We start from the raw sequence: 17,258 nt of genomic DNA, 5'->3' as shown, positions 1-17,258 counted from the left end.
ACCCAGGTGATACGGCCTTGCGAGAGTCGTAACGCAACGTAACGAAATGGCATTAGCCGTTTGGCCGAATCGCGAAAATGCGCTGGAACGTCTATAGTGGGTTACGGTTCGACACAATCACGACTTCGCGCTCCCCGATTGAACAGGGTAGAATCCCGCCAAACACCTTGTGGACGAACACGCCACACACACGCACAACATATTCTCTGACGCAGGCTCCTGCCGCACCTCAATGGCCAATCCCGCAGAATCCCATCCGCAAAACGACTTCATCAATTCGGCGCGCAAGGAACGTAAGCGCGTTGAAATCTATCTCGTCAACGGCATTCGTCTGACGGGGTGTATCGAGTCGTTCGACCAGTACCTGGTGATGCTGCGCACCCCCGTGGGTCTGCAAGGCATCTACAAGCGCGCGATTTCCACGATCCAGCTCGACACGGGCGGCTCGCGCCCGGGCGGCAGCGGCCCCCGCGGGCCGCGCACCGGCGGTCGCCCCGGCGGCCGTGAAGGCGGCGGTCACAGCCCGTACGGCTCGCACGGCGGCCCGCGTGAATCGCGCGGCGACGGCGGCTACGGCTCCCGCGAACCCCGTGAAGGCTATGGCTCGCGCGAACCGCGCGAGGGTTACGGCTCGCGTGAGCCGCGCGAAGGCTACGGTGCCCCGCGCGAACCCCGTGAACCGCGCGAAAGCTACGGCGCACCGCGCGACACCGGCGACGCATCCGGCAACGCCTCGTCGTCGGATTCCCGCGGCGGCAGCGGGCCGGTCATCGTGACGCGCCGCCGGCGAATCGTGCCGGACGGCCAGTAAAGCAAAAGGGCAAGCCAACCGGCTTGCCCTTTTTACTGGTGCGGCAGGCGCGGCATGTCGCCGCACCGCCGCCGGGTTCAGCGTGCCGTCGTCGGCAGGCCTGCATCGGCCTCACGCTGCAACGAACGCACCTGCTGCTGCAACGCACGCAGTTGCGACTGAAGCTCGGCCTGCTGCGCCTGCAAGGCGGCCGTCTCGTTGCGTACGCTCTTCTGGCGATCCGCGACCGCCGCCTGCTGCTGGCGGGCGATCGAAATATCCGCCTGCAGACGCCGTGCGCGATCCTGCGTGACCTCGATCTGCTTGTCCATTTGCGCCTTCTGCGATTCCAGCTTCGCCGCCCGCAGTTCGTTCACGGCCAGCCGCTCCGCCTGGCGCGAGAAATCGCGATAGATCGCTTCCGCACGCGTTTCGTCGTAAGTCTTGATGACGCGCCAGAACGCCTTCTGCTGGAACAGCGCGACGAAGTACGCACCGTCCTTCACGTTGAACAGCAGGCTCGCGCCGTAGCTGCCGTTGTAGCTCGTGCGCATTTCCGTCAGCGAGTGCCCCTGAATCTGGCGCTGCAAGTCGTCGACCGTGCTCGGCCCCGTCGACTCGCCAGCCTGCGGCTGCAGCGACGGCTGCGAATCGATCACCGGAATCGCCGCCACCGGCGCCGATGCCTGCTGTACGACGGGCGACCCGCTGTCCGCCAGACTTTGCGCATATGCGCCCTGCATGCCTCCCGCCAGGGCGAACAATACGCACGCCCTTCCCAACCCCGTCATATGGCTCATGAAGTTCTATTCCCGCCCGAGTCGTTGTAATTCAGCGCGATTTTATCTCATTAATTACTCACTTTCGCGGGTCTCGGGCTCCTCGTCGAAGATCTGGTATTTACGCATTTTTTCCCACAGGACCTTGCGGCTGATGCCGAGTTGCTGCGCCGTATCCTGACGCCGCCAGCCGTTTGCGTCGAGCGCCGCAATGACGCGGTTGCGCTCGTTCATGTCCCACTTGCTGCGATCGACGAACACCTCGGCCGCACTCTCCGCCGGGACCGGCTGGGCCGAACTGCGCGCGTGCGCGATCAGCCGCTGCAGCCGCGCGGCATCCCACCCGCCCGTCTGCCGCACCGTCACGCCGACACGCTCGGCGAGGTTGCGCAGTTCACGCACGTTGCCGGGGAAATAGCTGTCCGCGACGGAATCCGTCAGCCAGTACGGCAGATCGGACAACTGAGCGAGCCGCTCCTCGCCGACGACCTGCGCGACGAACGACTTGAACAGCGCGATCTTGTCGACGGCGCCGCGCTCCTCCAGCGACGGAATGCTCAGCTCGATCACCGCGAGCCGGTAGTAGAGATCGGCACGGAACAGGCCATCCTTCACGAGCTGCGGCAGCTTCTTGTTGCTCGCCGCGACCAGGCGGAAATCGACCTTGACCGGCGACGTCGCGCCGACGCGCAGCACCGCGCCATCCTCGAGCACGCGCAGCAGCTTGACCTGCTGGTACAGCGGCAGATCCCCGACTTCGTCGAGGAACAGCGTGCCGCCGCCCGCCTGCTCGAAATAGCCTTTATGCGCAACAACCGCGCCCGTGAACGATCCCTTCGCATGACCGAAGAACAGCGATTCGAACAGGCCGTCGGGAATCGCGCCGCAGTTCACGGGCACGAATTCGCCATGCCGGTAGCGCGAATGTTTTTCGTGCAGCAGTTGCGCGATGCGCTCCTTGCCGACGCCGGTTTCGCCGTGCAGCAACACGTTGGTGTCGCAATCGGCGAACGTATCGACTTCGTGCAGCAGGGCCTGCATCGATTCCGAGTGCGCGACGAGTTCGGTCGGATGCGACGTTTCGGCCGTATGGGCCCGTAGCTGCGTGACGAGCTTGCCGATCATGCCGCGCAGTTCGGCACACGTGAAGTCGAGCGGCAGGATGTGCGAATACTCGGGCGGATACTGCGACGCGTCGTGATCGCGCGCCGCGCCGACCCAGACGACCGGCATGCCGATGTTGGCCTGCCAGTCGCGCAGGAACGCGGCGCCGATTTCGATCATCGTCACGCTGATGATCGCCAGCGACGGCCGCAAGGCGGCGCGCTCGGGCGAGATCTCCGCGTTGTCGGCGCGGATCACTTCGACGTCGAAGCTCGCCATGCACCGGGCGACGCGGTCGACAATGTCCGCCTTGCCTTCCCAGACGTACAGGTCGAGCTCTTCGATTGCGGGCGTGGTTCTCATGATTCGGGTGCGGCTTCAGTGATTGACGAGTTGCTTTGCATTGCAGATCAGTGAACTGTTGCAGGCAACAGCGACGCTGCCCGCGTTGATGCCCGAACGTTCAGGCATTTATTGAACCAGCATGGGGTTGCCGCATTTGATCGAGTCCGGTGTGTTCGTGACATAGGCGTTCCCCAAGCTCAGACCGAGCAGGCCCGTGACGGAGGTCAGGAGAGAATCGACCGGTTGCAGGAGCAGCGGAACGAGCGTATTGGCCAGTGCGTTCAGCAGCGGTCCGAGCAAGGTGTTCAACAACTGACTCAGTACCCCGCTCAGATCGACCCCCACAGCCGCCAGCGCTCCGAGCAGGCCGCTGTTCCCCAGCGACAACGACACCTTCAGGCCGTTATTCGCGACTCCCGTGACCGCAGGTGACAGAAACTGATCCGTGCCCGTTCCCAGCGTGTACGGCGATGCCGGGGATGGCGAAGCGGATGATCCTGGTCCGGGATACGTGAATACCAGCGGCGTCGGACTTTGATTGGCAACAGGAACAACCGTCATCTGCCCGGGCAACAGGCTGATGTTGACCGTAATGGCATTCAAATTGACGATACCCAACGTCAGGACATTGATCAACGAGGCCAGCGTGGACGTCAAGCCACCCAGGTTCAACAGGCCAAGCAGGCTCGACAGGTTGACGGACACCAGCTGAATCGGGGCCGCACTGCCGTCCGGCGAATACCCGGACGATGCGTTGAGGTTGATCGGCGTATTCGCCGCGCCGCCGATATAAACGGCGAGCAATCCGGTCTGAACATTCACGGTCGCGCTTTTCGTGCCGTTCGCGGAGCAGGTGACCGACGCCAGGCCGGCTGTCGCCGGTGCCACGTAGGCGGTGATCGGCAGTTGCACCGCGGCAAGCGGCGTGGGACTGCCGGACGGACAAGTGCCTCCCGGATACACCAGCCCGCCTGTAGGACAAGTCGACAGCAGCGATATCGACGTGTTGAGGAATACGTTCCCCTGCGCAGTCGACGTATTGGTCGTGCAATTGGATGTCCCGCAGGTCGATGGCCCGGGCGGACCGCTCGCGGTGGCCGGCGGATTCGCCCCGAGCTTGACCGAACCCGACACGGTTACGTTCAGTAGCGGCGAGAGCAAGGTAGGCGTCTGAACTGTGACGCTGGGAATATTGACCGAACTCGTGCCGTTCGCGATCTGCAAAGCTGTCGACAGCAATCCAAGTGCATTGACGCTGGCATTGGCGGCAGAGGTTCCGGTAGCGGTTGCGACAGCAACCAGTTGGCCGAGCGCGATCTGCGGACCGCCGCAGACGCTGCCGGAACAAAGCGCGGCGACAATCGCGTTCAGGACGTTCAGGTTCGCCCCGACCAGATTCTGCTGCGTCGCCGCTTGTACTGTCGCGTTCGCCAATTGGCCAAGCGTCACGGTACCGTTCAATACGCCCGTGGTCGTGCCGACCGGCAGATTGGCGAGAATACCGGCCAGTTTCAGGTTGACTTGCGCCAGACCCTGGTAGTCAAGGACCTTCAGACTCAGCGCATTCGGCGACCCGGTCAGCACTTGCAGCAACTTGTTGGCCAACCCGCCGTTCAACGCTGCCAGCGACGTGGTCAGCGTAAAGCTGTCGGTCGGCACGCTCTTGGCGATAGCCGACGCACTGATCGTTACGCCGTTGATAAAGATCCCGCTCACCGGCTCCGAAACGGTCACGCACACGGCGTTGACCGATTGCCCGGCACCGACCGCGCCGCCTGACAAGCCGGCGCACTGGTTATTGGCCGGCAGCGCTGCTCCCGAGGTGCGTGTGAACTGGGCGCTCGCGCCGCTGGTTGCCGGCGGGCTCCAGATCCCGCACGTCACGACTGCCGTGGCCTTTCCCGACAGCAGGCTTGCCGGCACGTTCGTGACTTGATTGACCGCAGTCGTTGCGGCCGCACAAGTGGCATCGCTGGCGACCTGCGTCACGGCAGACAGCGCGGCCGTATCGGCGGCCGCCTGCATATGGCGTCGTTCGGCATAGAAGCGGCCTATATCGGTCGCGCCCAACACGATGACCGCGATCGCCAGGAATATCGTCGCCATGATCGCCGCACCACCACGCTGGCGACGCCCCCCCGGGCAGCCGACGCGACGCCGCCGAGCCACGTGTGATTGATCTGTGCGCATCAACGTCTCGCTTACTGCGCGCTTTGACCGCCACCCGACATGCCGCTGGCAGAGCCGAGCTGCGAATTCATCGTGTCGGGAATCTTGTTCTTGAACGAGTCGAGATAGCGTTGATAGACAAGCGACGCAACGTCGCCGAGCACCGGTTGCGCCGGCGCCGCAGCGCGATTGTCGCGCTGCATGGCGAGCCATTCCTTCGCGGAGCGCTCGACGTCGGACGCGCGCGGCGCACCTGCATCCTGTGCATGGGCGACAGCCGATCCGACCACGATCCACACGATCGCTCCGAGTGCTGCGATCCGGCCCACGCGCACGTTTCGATGATGTTTATTGTTCATGTCGTTCCCCCGATGTCTATTCATTGTGCAAAACGCTGCAACAGTGGCACGGTCTGGTCATAGCCGAAATTATTCGCCATCGGTGTAATCGGCGCTGCGGCAGCGCGACGCGACACCACCGATGGTGTCGCGACCGCACGCTGCTGCGCCCGTGCCGCCGCGACGATCTTCGCCGCGTCGCCGACGATGTCCTTGCGGATATCCGCCGACAGATGTTGCTGATTCATCAACCTCTGAGCATCCTGTGTACGCCCCGCCGCGATCAGGTAAAGCGCAAGATTGCTGACGATCTTGGGATTGCGCTGATCCAGTTCGGCCGCCTTCATCAACGGCACCCGCGCACCGACGACGTCGCCGCTGCGCAACTTCGCGTATGCGAGATCGGACAGCAGCGACGCATCGGTCGGCGCAAGATCCGACGCCTGCGCGAGCACCTGCGCCGCACGATCGAAATCGCCTGCCGCGCCCGCGATCAACCCGAGCCCGCGATAGCCTCGCGCGGCAAGCGGCGTTTTCAGCAGTTGCGTATAGACGGCTGCGCTTGCGGCCGGCTGTTCGGTCATCCGCAGTGCATCCGCGCGCAACAGGATCGACTCCGGAATCGCGCCATAGGTCTTGTCGTACGCATCGATATGCGCGAGCGATGCAAAGTAGAGCCCCTGCCCCTGCATCCGCTGGATCAGACCGAGGTACATCCCGGGCGTATCCGGCACGGACTGCTTCTGATCGGCCGCCTGCATCAGCGCCGCACGCTCGGTCTGCGAGCTGACGCCGTACCCGTTTTCCTTGGTTGCGCACGCCCCGAGCAGCAGCACTACTGCCGCAGCCGCACCTATTTGCGATGCCATCCCGCTGATCCGCTTCATCGTCTTTCCTTCCACCGTCAATGGCGCGACGACAGTGCGTGTGTCACCGCCAGCAAACCCGGCCCGGCTGTCACGATCAGCAAGGCGGGCAGCAACGTCAACACCATCACGCCCGTCATCTTCACGGTCAGTCGGCCAATCCGTTCACGCAACATCGCGCGGCGCGTCTCACGCAACCGGTCGCCGAACTGCTTGAGCGGCTCCTGCACCGCACCGCCATGTTTGTCGACCTGCACCATCAATCGCACGATCGCGCGCAGATCCTCGTTGTCGAATCCGCTGGACAGACGCTGCAACGACTGCTCGCGCGTCCGGCCTGCCGCGAACTGACGCTGTGCGATCCCCATTTCCGACGACAGTACCGGCATCATTCCGCGAAAATCGTTCGTCACGACCTGCAGGCTCTGATCGAGCGACAATCCGACGCCTTGCAGCAAACGCAGCATGTCGACGAGCAACGGCAGTTCGTCGATCACGCTTTGACGCCGCGCCGCCGCGCGGCGCTGCACGTATAGCTTCGGCAACATGAAGCCGAGCCCGAAGGCGGCAAACATGCCGACCATCCACATGCTGCCCTTCATATGGCCGCTCGCGAAAATCGCGAACAGCAGCGGCAGCCCGATCCCACACGCGACCCGCGCGCTCAGGAACAGCCCGCGCGTGCGCGTGTCGACGTAACCGCATTGCTCGAGCAGGCGGCGATCCTCTTCCGCGACAGCGTATTTGCCGAGTCCGGTATCGAGCCAGCGCACACCGGCCGCCGACAGACGATCGAGAATACGTTCGACGCGCTGTCCCCGCCGGACGTCAGGCTTGGCTGGCGCCTCGCCGCCGTCCGGCGCGGTCCGCGCTTTCGCTGCTTCGAGCGTGGCCATGCGCCGGTCGAGCGCATCGACAAGCGCGCGCTCGGCGCGCGTCGCGGCACTTGCGCGTAACAATGCGATCACGCCGAACAGCAGCACGCCGAGTGCGCCGCTCGCCAAGGCAATCGCTCCGATCTGAGTCGCTGTCATAGCATCACCTGAGCCGAGCCATTCGATACAGCCAGACACTGCCGGCCAATTGCAACAGGAACGCGAACATCAGGAGCGTCCGCCCGCCCGGGTCGTTCCACATCCCGTGCAGATACTTCGGATTGGTTACGACGATAAAGCTGCCGATCCCGATCGGCAACATCACGAGCACGAACGCCGACAACCGCGTTTCTGCCGACATTGCTGTCAACTCGCGCTCCGCCTGTTCGAGGTCGCGCATGAACACGGCCATGCGCTCGAGCATCACGTCCGCGCGGCCGCCGTACTTGACCGACAGTCGCAACACGGAACCGACGAGTTCGAACTCCTCGGTCCGGTAGATTTTCGCGATGTGCACCATTGCGCGATCGATTTCGACACCGCCTCGCAGCATCCTCGACACGTGGTCGAGACAGCCGCGAAGCGGCTCCTCGGTCGTCAGCAGCGCGGACTGGAATGCCGCCGGCACGCTATTGCCAAGCGTCACAAGACGCACGATGCCGTCGAGGAACGACGGAATCTGCCGGACAATCTTCAGCCTGCGCCGCTGGATTCGCGACGCGAGCCAGACGCCGAAAATCGAGCATCCGCACGCAAGCGCGGCAAAGCACGCGAGCGCGCCACCGCGGTTGCCCGCGAACACCGCGATCGCAACCAGCGCGGCGAGCGCGACAAGCGCTTTGCCGCGCGCATCCTCGATCCCCGCGCGACTCGCCAGGTTCGTCAGATACTCGGATGCGATCGCATATTGATGCTTCCAGAACGTATCGGACAATGCGCTCCGTGCGGTGCCAGGTTGCGGCGGCACTGCACGCGCGGCGCCTGCCGTCGACGACCGCGCCGCCTGTGCGGCCACCCCGGCACGTGCGCCCGGTTCGAGCCGGCTGTCGATAAAGCGCTTCGCATCGGTCCGTACGCGCAGGTTCTCCGCGTGACGCCACAGCATCACCGCCGCCGCGACGCACAGCATCGCGAAAGCCAGCACCCATGCCATCGCGCTATACATTGAAGCCCCCGCCGCCGCGGCCGAACCCGCCCCCCCCGAAGCCACCGCCAAACCCGCCGCTCGTCAGCGTCTGACGGAAGCGTGCGAGCTTCGGCGAATGCGGATGAATGCCCAGCGTTTCCCAGTTGTCGACTTCCTCGCCCTCCGGCGTCACGCGCGCTTCATAGCGGTAAAGCTCCTGCGTCGCGATGATGTTGTCGGACAATCCGGTCACTTCGGTGATCGACAAGATCCGCCGCCGTCCGTTCGACAGACGCCCGATCTGCACGATGAAGTCGATCGCGTTCGCGATTTGCCGGCGCAGGCTCGATTCGGTGCCCTGGAAGCCAGCAAAGCCGGCAAGCATCTCGAGACGGTACAGACACTCACGCGGCGAGCTCGCATGCACGGTGCCCATCGAGCCGTCGTGACCGGTATTCATCGCCTGCAGCATTTCCAGCACTTCGCCGCCGCGCACTTCGCCGACGATGATCCGGTCAGGGCGCATCCGCAGTGTATTGCGCAACAGGTCGCGAATCGACACGACACCGGTGCCGTCGAACCCGCCCGGACGGCTTTCGAGCCGCACGACGTGCGGGTGGTTCAGCGACAGCTCCGCAGTATCCTCGATCGTCACGACACGCTCGATCTCCGGAATGTGGAACGCGAGCGCGTTGAGCAGCGACGTCTTGCCGGAACTCGTGCCGCCCGACACGAGAATGTTGCAGCGTGCCTCGACCGCTGCCTGGAGCAGCGTGTTGATCTCTTCGTTGAACGTGCCGTTGCCGAGCAGATCGGACGGCTTCAGTGGATCCTTGCGAAATTTCCGGATCGATACGACCGGGCCGTCGATCGACAGCGGCTCGATCACGACGTTCACGCGGCCACCGTCGGGCAGCCGCGCGTCGACCATCGGGTTAGACTCGTCGAGACGACGACCGATCGGCGCGAGAATCCGGCGCACGATCCGCAGCAGGTGCGCGTTGTCGGTAAAGCGCACCGGCAGCCTCGCGAGGATCCCGTGACGCGACACGTACACGTCGTTGTAACCGTTGATCAGGATGTCCTCGACGGCCGGGTCCGCGAGCAGGTCCTCGATCGGCCCGAAGCCCGCAAGCTCCTTGGTCAGCGCTTCGGCGATCGCACGCACCTCGTTCTCGTTGAGCGGAATGCGGCGCAGGCGCACGAAGCTGTCGATCTCGAGATCGACGAACTGGTTGATCGCCTGTCGGGACCATCGGCCGAACTCGGCGCCCAGTTCTTCGATGCGCGTCAGCAGATGTTCATGCGCGGCATTCTTGATATCGTGGAATTGCTGCGTCTGAGAGAACGGCGCTGCGCCGTCGGCGAATTGAATGTCGTGTGCCATCACTTACGACCGCTTGGACGAGGGTTGAATGAAGCGCTTCAGCGCAGACAGGCCGGATGCCGGTCGCGTGGCGGTCGATCTGACCGACACGCCCGGCAGCCGCGCGGCAAGCGACTCGAGCGCGCGAACGTACGGGTCGCGCTCCGTCATGTCGACGATGAGCCGGCCCTGGTTTGCCGCATGGCCGATCGCGACGCGTCGCGACGGCAACGTACCCACCAGCGCCAGGCCGAGACGCTCGGCAATCTGCGCAGGTGTCAGGTCGAGTGCGGGATCGTACTGGTTGACGACGAGCCGGACGCGATCGGTGTCGACACCCGCGTCGCGCAGCCCGGTGAGCAGATCGGCTGCGGACACGATCGACGCGACGCCCTGATCGCAGACGAGCCACGCCTCATCGGCCGACGTCGTCATCTGGGCAACGAACTCGCGATTCGAAAAACCACCGAGATCGACGATCTGCTGATCGAAGAAGGCTCGAAACCGGTTCAGCAATCCGGCACACGATGCATACGAGACATCGCGCAGCCCGCCGAGATCGGCAGGAAGCGTCGTCAATGCAACACCGCTCTCATGCCGGGTCAGTGCGGTATTCACGAAGGTTCGGTCGATGCGGCGCAGGTTGTGAACCGCATCGATGAAATGGAATTCGCAGCGGGTATTCAGGAACAGCGCGCCGTCGCCTGCCGGCAGTCCCAGGTCGACGAGCGCAGTCTGGCGACCGGCCGGTGTGCCGCCATTCGACTCGCCGCTCCCCCCCGGACTCACCGCGCGCTTCTGCAGCCATACGGCGAGATTCGCAGCGAGCGTGCTCACACCCATGCCGGCGCGCGCGCCAAGCAATGCGACGACCTTGCCATGGCGGCTCGCCGGCTCGCCGACGTTGGCAAGCAGTCCGCGAGTCGTGCGCAATGCCTCCTCTGGCGGAGCCGACACGTCGATGAAATCGCGCACGCCTGCACGCAATGCAGCCAGCGTGCTCTCCGGCTGTGCGAGCGAGCCGAGCGCAACAATCGGCAGGCCCGGATGGGATGCGCGTACCGCTGCGGCCGCCACGCTCGCCGCTGTGCTGCCACCGGAAAAATCAATGAATACGAGAGCAGGGTTGAGACCCGTAATGCGCTGCGCGAGCACGCCAGGCTCAAGTGACGCAGGCTCGACCGCACCGGCCGATACAAGCGTATCGGCCAACCAGCGGACGTGCGCCTCCTGTTGCGATGCGCAAACGAAATAGTCTGTCACGGCGGGTTCACACAATGATTGGTTTCGCGCGTTCATGTTGAACACCCCCGATTACGCAAGGCGTGGCAATACGTCGCGACTCGCGATGCATCGCACTCATTTCGAAAAACCCGGAGCTGCATCCGGCGATGCTGCTCCGCCCAAATACGATTTCCAGACCGGCCCGTCCCGCTGCTCAGACAGCTCACCAGGCGTCGCGGGCAATACCGCTCCCTTAGCGATCGGTGCGACGAGATGCGGCGTCACGATGAACAGCAATTCCTTGTCGTTCTGCTGATAGTTCAGATTCTTGAAGAACGTACCGATGATCGGCAAATCACCGAGCAGCGGCACCTTGTTGACGTTCGACATGGTCTGGCGATCGATCAGGCCGCCAATCACGAAGCTCTCGCCGTCGCCGAGCTCGACCGTCGTGTCGGCACGACGCGTTGTGATCCCCGGCACCGCAACACCGCTGATCGTTACGCTGTTCACGTAATCGAGTTGGCTCGATTCAGGCGCAACCTTCAACGCAATCCGCTGCGGGCTCAGCACTGTGGGCGTCAGCGACAGTCCGACACCGTACTGCTTCCACTGGATCGCGGTCGAGCCAAGCCCTTGCGGTGACGGTACCGGAATCTCGCCACCGGCGAGGAAGCTCGCGCTCTGGCCGGACAACGCAACGAGCGTCGGCTCCGCAAGCACGCGGGCGAGATTGTTCGCCTCGAGCAGCGACAGGTCGGCGAAGATCCCGCGGCCCGCAGCGTTCACGACCAGGTTGAACGCGGACGAGACAGGCGAGCCGAGCGTCGGAATGTACCCCGCCCCGCCGGGGGATCCACCGTTGTACGATTGCACGCCGCCGGGCGAAAACGATCCGAACGAAAAGCCGTTGCTCTGCTTGAAGAAATTGAACCCGACTTGCTTGAGGACCGAGCGGCTGAATTCAACGACCCGCACGTCGACCTGCACGACGCTCTTGCCCGCGATCGTCGAGCGATCGATCACGGCGCCCTTCCCGCTCATGTTCTTGCCGACTGCGGCCGCGCGCGCATGCGCATCGAGCGACGCCGACGACCCCTGCAGCACGGCAGTGCCACCGTATGCATTCACACGCGGCGTGGAGCCGTCGAGCACCGCTTGTGCCGCCGCGTCGACAACCTCGACGTTCCAGATCGTCGGTTCGTCGTGACCGCGCTCCCACAGCATCACATTCGTCGCGCCGGGTGCCTTCGCCGTCAGCAGCACGGTACCTGAGCGGCTGCCCTTCATGATCAGTACGTCGGCGATTGTCGGATCGCCAACCGCGACACGCTGCAGCGCACGGCCCGCCGAAAGCTGCCGCTGCGCGCCGACCGCCAGCTCGATCGTGCCGTTCGCGCTCGCAAACGACGCCAAAGTCATGGTGCAGATAGCAATCGCGAATCCAATCAGTGTGTTTTTCATTGTTTGGTAGACCGTCACGCGGCCCTTTACTTGTCGTCGCTGATATCGATGACCGTCGATGTCGTTCAATAGGCAACCGTTTCCGACCGGCCGCCGCGGATCACCTCGATGCCGCTTCCGCCTCCGCCGCCCCCTCCCGTCCGCACCGCCGGCGGCAGACGCGATGGCAACGGCGGCACGTTCACATTGGCCACCGCGGTTCTCTGTGTGCCGGATAGTTGCTGCAGCGAGACGCCAGCGGCGGCGAGCGCCGACGGCGACAGCTTGTTGTCCGTCCGCACCGCGACCGTTTGTATCGCAAGCTCGTCGTCGCGCGGGTTGCGCAACGCGAACGTCAGGCGCCCACTCGCCTCGCCGAGCGTCAGCGCATCGACTTGCGCGGTCGGCACCGCAAGCACCGCGATGCGGACACCGGACGGTTGACCGTTGTTGCCGTTGGCAGTGTTGCCGCTATCTCGATCGGGTGTCGCGTCTCCGAACGACAACACCCGCACCTTCGACAACAGCAACCGCGCCTGCGTCTGCGAAACTTCGCCGTCAAGCATCGTGCCCCCGCCTTCGCGCTTCAAATTCAGAAATACGTCGACGAAATTTCCGGGCCGCAACCGGTTACCGACCGCATTGGTTTCGTCGACCCGCACTGCGACCGCACGCTCGCCCGGTTGTACGTCCTCGGCAAGCCCCGACACCAGCGCTCCCGCGACAACCGGCGACGAAGCCGGAATATCCGCTGCCGGCACCCGGCCAACGAGCACGGACGGATCGGCAAACGCACCCGTCGGTACCGGTGCCGTCTGCTTGATCTTCAGTGCGTCGGCCGTGATCGGCTGGCCGGCGGGCAACACCCGTGTCGCGATCACGACAGGAAACGGGCTGGCCGCCACGGTTTGCTGAACTGGCGTCGCATTCTGCGTGCTGCGCCCGAGCATCCACGCGTAGATTCCGAGCAATACGGCGATTGCAATCAGCAGTCCCGCGATGATCTTCGTTAAATTGTTGGCCATGTTGTTGTGTGGATGCCGGGATGAAAGTCCGATGGGTTTCTGCGTGATTCGCGCGTCAGCTGGCCCTTCGCGTCACGATACGTACTTCAAAGGATCGACTGCGGAATCTGCACGACCGCCGTACTCGTCAACGGTCGATTCAGTATGCTTCCCAGAAACGGCATGGTCGTTATCCAATCCTTGGGGGTGTAATTCACCGTAACCGACAGGCAGTACAACGACGGCGGAACCGACGTGTCGTAACTGCACGGCGGTGCCACGACTTGCGGCGTACCGACATTCAGCCAGGCCACGACACTCTGCGCAGTCGTTGTGGCGTTCGTTATGCGCGCCGCAAGAGTGGGGGCGTAAACCAACCCGGCCCGTGCGCCTTCGCTGGCGGCAAATGTCAGGCTCTGCTGAATCGTGAAGATCATCCCGAAACTGACGACGCCGTAGAAAATCACGAACAACAACGGGAACACGATCGCAAACTCGACCGCCGTCGCGCCACGCTGCCGACGGCGTCCACGCGGACGCATCTGTCGTTTCATCGCACGCCCCCCCTTGCGACAAGAAAGACAACCCATGCGGCAGCTGGTGCCATGAGACATGCCGCGTAAGGCGTTGCCCGGTATTTGCCAAGCACCATTGCCGGCTGGCCCCGTTGCCACAACGCGCCGATCGACGTGCGCGACAGCAACATCAGGGCCAGAGCATGAATACCGGCGACAAGACTGGCGGCAATCCAGATCCACAGCAGCGCATGTGCGCCGCACCACACGCCGATCGCGGCAAAGATCTTGACGTCCGCCGCGCCCATGACGCGCAGCAAAAAAAGCGGAATAAAGGCGACCAACCCGGCCAGCAGGCCGATCATCGCCTGCGCCGGGAGAATGCCGAATGGACCGGCGTTGAAATACGCTCCGCCCAGGCCAAAGGTCAACCCCGCCAGAACGAGCGAATTCGAAACGCGCCGATAACGGATGTCGCTGGTTGCGACGAACGCAGCCCAGACCAGGAACACCCCGCTGAAAATGAAATGTGCCATCGCACCGCAACCTGCGACAAATGTCGCGGAGGACGGACTGCCAACGGCAATCCGCCCGCCACAACATCAAGACGACGACTCAATGTTTCGAGGTCGTACCAATTAACGCCAGGTGGGTTACTTAAAGATACTGGCAGCCGTACAGTTCGTGCCGCTCGGGGTGGTCAGACATGTCCCGAGGTTCGTGAACATATTGCCAAGATTAGTGCCGATCGTTGAAGCACCAGCCAGGATCGCGACAGCGATAAGACCCGCAATCAGCCCGTACTCGATCGCGGTAACCCCGTTGCTTTCCTTAAGGAAGCGCTTGATGATTGCTTTCATTTTATTCCTCGTGCCTGTATTTACGTTCTTTGGCCTTTTATACGTATACGTCCCCGCATATCTGGCCCTTGCCCCGCGCTGTTCGCCACATCTGCTGTAACGACAACCGGGTGCGCTTTCTTTATAGATTGCCCCGAGGGGCATGGCTCAACATTTGATGCAAGTTAACATTCGCGATAGTGACCCTCCTCGAACGTTGTGTACCGAACCGTACATTTCCTTACATCTGCTCCGGATTCTATCTCCGATCCTATTTAACTTCCAACCTCTTTTAACGGCTTGGATAGAAAAAAATGACCAGGAGCACAACGTATTTGTACGGCGTTTCGGTACGACTTACACATAGGATTTACGATAGGTTAGATGTGCACACCTAATCCACCAGTAAAACAATTGCCTCGTCCACCAAGCCTGCGCGGCCTCCACGTTACGCCGCACGCGTAACGCCAATGTTGTGACGTTACGTTACGAAACGCGCGAAACCGTTCTCATTCGCCTGTCCTTAAACAGATTCAACAATCTTTCAATTTCCATAACCTCCTTTTCCGACAAGGAATTGCCCCGTTTAAAACCTGTTGTCGAACCGTCGAGCATCAAAATGGCACGACAGTTGCAGAGTAGTCCGCGCACCACTCAACACAACGAAGTTCACAACACATTTTTAATGCGAGGACGAAATGGACATTAAGGTTATCCCTCATGGCGTGTTCCGGACGACTCTGATCGCGGCCACCGTTTCAGCCATGCTTTCCCTCTCCGCGTGCGGCGGTTCCGGCTCCATCAGCCAGGGTCTCGGCGGCGGCTCGAGCTCGGGCGGCGGCGATACGATCTCCACCTCCGGCACGAGCGGCACTTCGGGCACGAGCGGTACCTCGGGCACGAGCGGCACCTCGGGCACCAGCGGTACGTCCGGTACGAGCGGTACCTCCGGCACCAGCGGCACCTCGGGCACGAGCGGCACCTCCGGAACCAGCGGTACGTCGGGCACGAGCGGCACCTCGGGGGTGTCGTCGAACGCAGTGGGAACTGTCCTCGCAAGCAGCAGCAACATCATCACGAGCGCCGGTGGGACCGTCTCGGGCCTCGGCTCCGTCATCGCCAACCAGTCGCTGCCAGGTGTCAACCCGGCCACCACGCAAGCCGCGGGCGGCATCGTGCAGAGCGTTGGCGGCGCCGTGACCGCACTCGGCAACGGCCTTGGCAACGGTCTCGGCCAGCTTGGCGCGACGAAGGATCCGCTCGGCACCACGCTCGCCAGCACGGGCGGCGTGGTCAACCAGCTCGGCGGCGCGGTCACGCAGACGGGCAACCTGGTCTCGAGCCTCGGCAGCGGTCCGCTGACGCCGCTCGCACCGGTCACGGGCGCCGTCGGCGGCCTCGTGTCGACGCTCGGCGGCGCCGTATCGAACGGCGGCACCACCCTCACCAACGCACTGTCGACCGGCCCGATCCAGCAAGTCACGCAGACGGTCAGCTCGGCCATCACGCCGATCACGACGATGGTCGGCCAGACGACCCAGACGATCGGCACCGCCACCGGCCTCGGCGCGCCCGTCAACACGCTGCTCGGCACGGTCGGCAACGGCCTGAACCAGGCCGGCGCCCTGCTCGCGTCGGCCGGCGGCAACCCTGTCACGACCGGCCTTGGCAACACGGTCTCGTCGACGGGCAACACCGTGAAGGCCGTCGGCGGCCTGCTCACGGGCGGCAGCGGCGGCGTGACCAACCCGCTCGCCCCGCTCACGGGGCTCCTCACGACGGTCACGGGTACGCTCGGCGGCGCAACGGGTGGCGCCAGCAGCCCGCTCGCCCCGGTTACCGGCCTCGTCTCGACGGTCACGGGTGCACTTGGCGGCGCAGCAGGCGGCGGCAGCGGCCCGCTCGCCCCGGTTACCGGCCTCGTCTCGACGGTCACGGGTGCGCTCGGCGGCGCAGCAGGCGGCGGCAGCGGCCCGCTCGCCCCGGTTACCGGCCTCGTCTCGACGGTCACGGGTGCGCTCGGCGGCGCAGCAGGCGGCACGAGCGGCGGCCCGCTCGCCCCGGTCACCGGCCTTGTCTCCACGGTCACGGGCGCACTCGGCGGCGCAGCAGGCGGCAGCGGCGGCCCGCTCGCCCCGGTCACCGGCCTCGTCTCGACGGTCACGGGCGCACTCGGCGGCGCCACGGGCGGCACGAGCGGTGGCCCGCTCGCCCCGGTCACGGGTCTCCTCGGCGCGGTCACGGGCGCACTCGGCGGCGCGACGGGCGGTGCAGGCGGCAGCAGCCCGCTCGCTCCGGTGACGAACGTCGTGTCCACGGTGACCAGCACGGTCGGCGCACCGGCATTGACCGGCGGTACGGGCGCCGTCACGAACTCGGGTTCGTCGTCGAATCCGCTCGCGCCCGTCACGTCGCTGATCGGCGGCCTGCTCGGCGGCACGCACGGCAAGTAAACCAACATCCATCAATCGACAA

General features: G+C 64.0%; 16 protein-coding genes. 2 read left to right on the top strand and 14 right to left on the bottom strand.

The genetic code is table 11. From position 1 onward, the window contains the following. The first annotated feature begins 232 nt into the window (after positions 1 to 232). The gene (hfq, locus tag CFB45_RS08340; protein WP_069247846.1) at positions 233 to 811 is read left to right on the top strand and encodes an RNA chaperone Hfq; all 579 of its coding nucleotides are present in this window, start codon (positions 233 to 235) and stop codon (positions 809 to 811) included. A gap of 77 nt (positions 812 to 888) precedes the next feature. On the opposite strand, the gene CFB45_RS08335 is transcribed toward hfq, so the two are convergent. The 14 genes from CFB45_RS08335 to CFB45_RS08270 form a co-directional block, all read right to left on the bottom strand. After that, positions 889 to 1,590, bottom strand: coding sequence for a DUF2968 domain-containing protein (locus CFB45_RS08335; protein ID WP_089425236.1), 702 nt, complete (start codon positions 1,588 to 1,590; stop codon positions 889 to 891). A gap of 54 nt (positions 1,591 to 1,644) precedes the next feature. Continuing rightward, the gene (locus CFB45_RS08330) at positions 1,645 to 3,036 is read right to left on the bottom strand and encodes a sigma 54-interacting transcriptional regulator (protein WP_089425235.1); all 1,392 of its coding nucleotides are present in this window, start codon (positions 3,034 to 3,036) and stop codon (positions 1,645 to 1,647) included. A gap of 108 nt (positions 3,037 to 3,144) precedes the next feature. Continuing rightward, a complete protein-coding gene (locus CFB45_RS08325; protein WP_302477774.1) occupies positions 3,145 to 5,208 on the bottom strand; it encodes a pilus assembly protein TadG-related protein in 2,064 nt (687 codons plus the stop codon). 11 nt (positions 5,209 to 5,219) lie between these two features. Next, the gene (locus tag CFB45_RS08320) at positions 5,220 to 5,546 is read right to left on the bottom strand and encodes a DUF3613 domain-containing protein (protein WP_089425233.1); all 327 of its coding nucleotides are present in this window, start codon (positions 5,544 to 5,546) and stop codon (positions 5,220 to 5,222) included. 20 nt (positions 5,547 to 5,566) lie between these two features. Then, positions 5,567 to 6,412, bottom strand: coding sequence for a tetratricopeptide repeat protein (locus tag CFB45_RS08315; RefSeq protein WP_174974647.1), 846 nt, complete (start codon positions 6,410 to 6,412; stop codon positions 5,567 to 5,569). A gap of 17 nt (positions 6,413 to 6,429) precedes the next feature. After that, positions 6,430 to 7,425: a type II secretion system F family protein gene (locus tag CFB45_RS08310; protein ID WP_089425232.1), complete on the bottom strand. Its 996-nt coding sequence runs from the start codon at positions 7,423 to 7,425 to the stop codon at positions 6,430 to 6,432. A 4-nt stretch (positions 7,426 to 7,429) separates the two neighbouring features. After that, a complete protein-coding gene (locus tag CFB45_RS08305) occupies positions 7,430 to 8,431 on the bottom strand; it encodes a type II secretion system F family protein (protein ID WP_089425231.1) in 1,002 nt (333 codons plus the stop codon). After that, entirely contained in the window at positions 8,424 to 9,779 is a 1,356-nt protein-coding gene (locus CFB45_RS08300; protein ID WP_089425230.1) for a CpaF family protein, read from the bottom strand. Before CFB45_RS08300 ends, CFB45_RS08305 begins: the two co-directional genes overlap by 8 nt. Before the next feature lie 3 nt (positions 9,780 to 9,782). Then, positions 9,783 to 11,057, bottom strand: a complete 1,275-nt coding sequence (locus CFB45_RS08295; RefSeq protein WP_089425900.1) for a fimbrial protein — start codon at positions 11,055 to 11,057, stop codon at positions 9,783 to 9,785. A gap of 60 nt (positions 11,058 to 11,117) precedes the next feature. After that, positions 11,118 to 12,446: a type II and III secretion system protein family protein gene (locus tag CFB45_RS08290; RefSeq protein WP_089425899.1), complete on the bottom strand. Its 1,329-nt coding sequence runs from the start codon at positions 12,444 to 12,446 to the stop codon at positions 11,118 to 11,120. 65 nt (positions 12,447 to 12,511) lie between these two features. Then, a complete protein-coding gene (cpaB, locus tag CFB45_RS08285; protein WP_089425229.1) occupies positions 12,512 to 13,450 on the bottom strand; it encodes a Flp pilus assembly protein CpaB in 939 nt (312 codons plus the stop codon). 86 nt (positions 13,451 to 13,536) lie between these two features. Next, on the bottom strand, positions 13,537 to 13,983 hold the full coding sequence (locus CFB45_RS08280; RefSeq protein WP_089425228.1) for a TadE/TadG family type IV pilus assembly protein: 447 nt from the start codon (positions 13,981 to 13,983) through the stop codon (positions 13,537 to 13,539). Then, positions 13,980 to 14,480, bottom strand: a complete 501-nt coding sequence (locus CFB45_RS08275; protein ID WP_089425227.1) for an A24 family peptidase — start codon at positions 14,478 to 14,480, stop codon at positions 13,980 to 13,982. The genes CFB45_RS08280 and CFB45_RS08275 overlap by 4 nt, the downstream gene beginning before the upstream one ends. Positions 14,481 to 14,597: 117 nt before the next feature. Continuing rightward, positions 14,598 to 14,804, bottom strand: a complete 207-nt coding sequence (locus tag CFB45_RS08270) for a Flp family type IVb pilin (protein WP_089425226.1) — start codon at positions 14,802 to 14,804, stop codon at positions 14,598 to 14,600. A gap of 677 nt (positions 14,805 to 15,481) precedes the next feature. Between CFB45_RS08270 and CFB45_RS08260 the strand changes: the two genes are divergently transcribed. Continuing rightward, positions 15,482 to 17,236: a collagen-like triple helix repeat-containing protein gene (locus CFB45_RS08260; protein ID WP_089425224.1), complete on the top strand. Its 1,755-nt coding sequence runs from the start codon at positions 15,482 to 15,484 to the stop codon at positions 17,234 to 17,236. The last annotated feature ends 22 nt before the right edge of the window (positions 17,237 to 17,258 follow it).

It is taken from the genome of Burkholderia sp. HI2500 (assembly GCF_002223055.1).
GTDB lineage: Bacteria > Pseudomonadota > Gammaproteobacteria > Burkholderiales > Burkholderiaceae > Burkholderia.
Note: the sequence above shows the minus strand (reverse complement) of the source record. Positions and strands in the feature narration are given on the sequence as shown.

Coding starts and splice junctions, on each gene's coding strand:
- CFB45_RS08275 (WP_089425227.1), bottom strand. CDS start 14,480: ATGGCACATTTCATTTTCAGCGGGGTGTTCCTGGTCTGGGCTGCGTTC.
- CFB45_RS08305 (WP_089425231.1), bottom strand. CDS start 8,431: ATGTATAGCGCGATGGCATGGGTGCTGGCTTTCGCGATGCTGTGCGTC.
- CFB45_RS08315 (WP_174974647.1), bottom strand. CDS start 6,412: ATGAAGCGGATCAGCGGGATGGCATCGCAAATAGGTGCGGCTGCGGCA.
- CFB45_RS08330 (WP_089425235.1), bottom strand. CDS start 3,036: ATGAGAACCACGCCCGCAATCGAAGAGCTCGACCTGTACGTCTGGGAA.
- CFB45_RS08320 (WP_089425233.1), bottom strand. CDS start 5,546: ATGAACAATAAACATCATCGAAACGTGCGCGTGGGCCGGATCGCAGCA.
- CFB45_RS08270 (WP_089425226.1), bottom strand. CDS start 14,804: ATGAAAGCAATCATCAAGCGCTTCCTTAAGGAAAGCAACGGGGTTACC.
- CFB45_RS08295 (WP_089425900.1), bottom strand. CDS start 11,057: ATGAACGCGCGAAACCAATCATTGTGTGAACCCGCCGTGACAGACTAT.
- CFB45_RS08260 (WP_089425224.1), top strand. CDS start 15,482: ATGGACATTAAGGTTATCCCTCATGGCGTGTTCCGGACGACTCTGATC.
- CFB45_RS08335 (WP_089425236.1), bottom strand. CDS start 1,590: ATGAGCCATATGACGGGGTTGGGAAGGGCGTGCGTATTGTTCGCCCTG.
- CFB45_RS08290 (WP_089425899.1), bottom strand. CDS start 12,446: ATGAAAAACACACTGATTGGATTCGCGATTGCTATCTGCACCATGACT.
- CFB45_RS08325 (WP_302477774.1), bottom strand. CDS start 5,208: ATGCGCACAGATCAATCACACGTGGCTCGGCGGCGTCGCGTCGGCTGC.
- CFB45_RS08280 (WP_089425228.1), bottom strand. CDS start 13,983: ATGAAACGACAGATGCGTCCGCGTGGACGCCGTCGGCAGCGTGGCGCG.
- cpaB (WP_089425229.1), bottom strand. CDS start 13,450: ATGGCCAACAATTTAACGAAGATCATCGCGGGACTGCTGATTGCAATC.
- CFB45_RS08310 (WP_089425232.1), bottom strand. CDS start 7,425: ATGACAGCGACTCAGATCGGAGCGATTGCCTTGGCGAGCGGCGCACTC.
- CFB45_RS08300 (WP_089425230.1), bottom strand. CDS start 9,779: ATGGCACACGACATTCAATTCGCCGACGGCGCAGCGCCGTTCTCTCAG.
- hfq (WP_069247846.1), top strand. CDS start 233: ATGGCCAATCCCGCAGAATCCCATCCGCAAAACGACTTCATCAATTCG.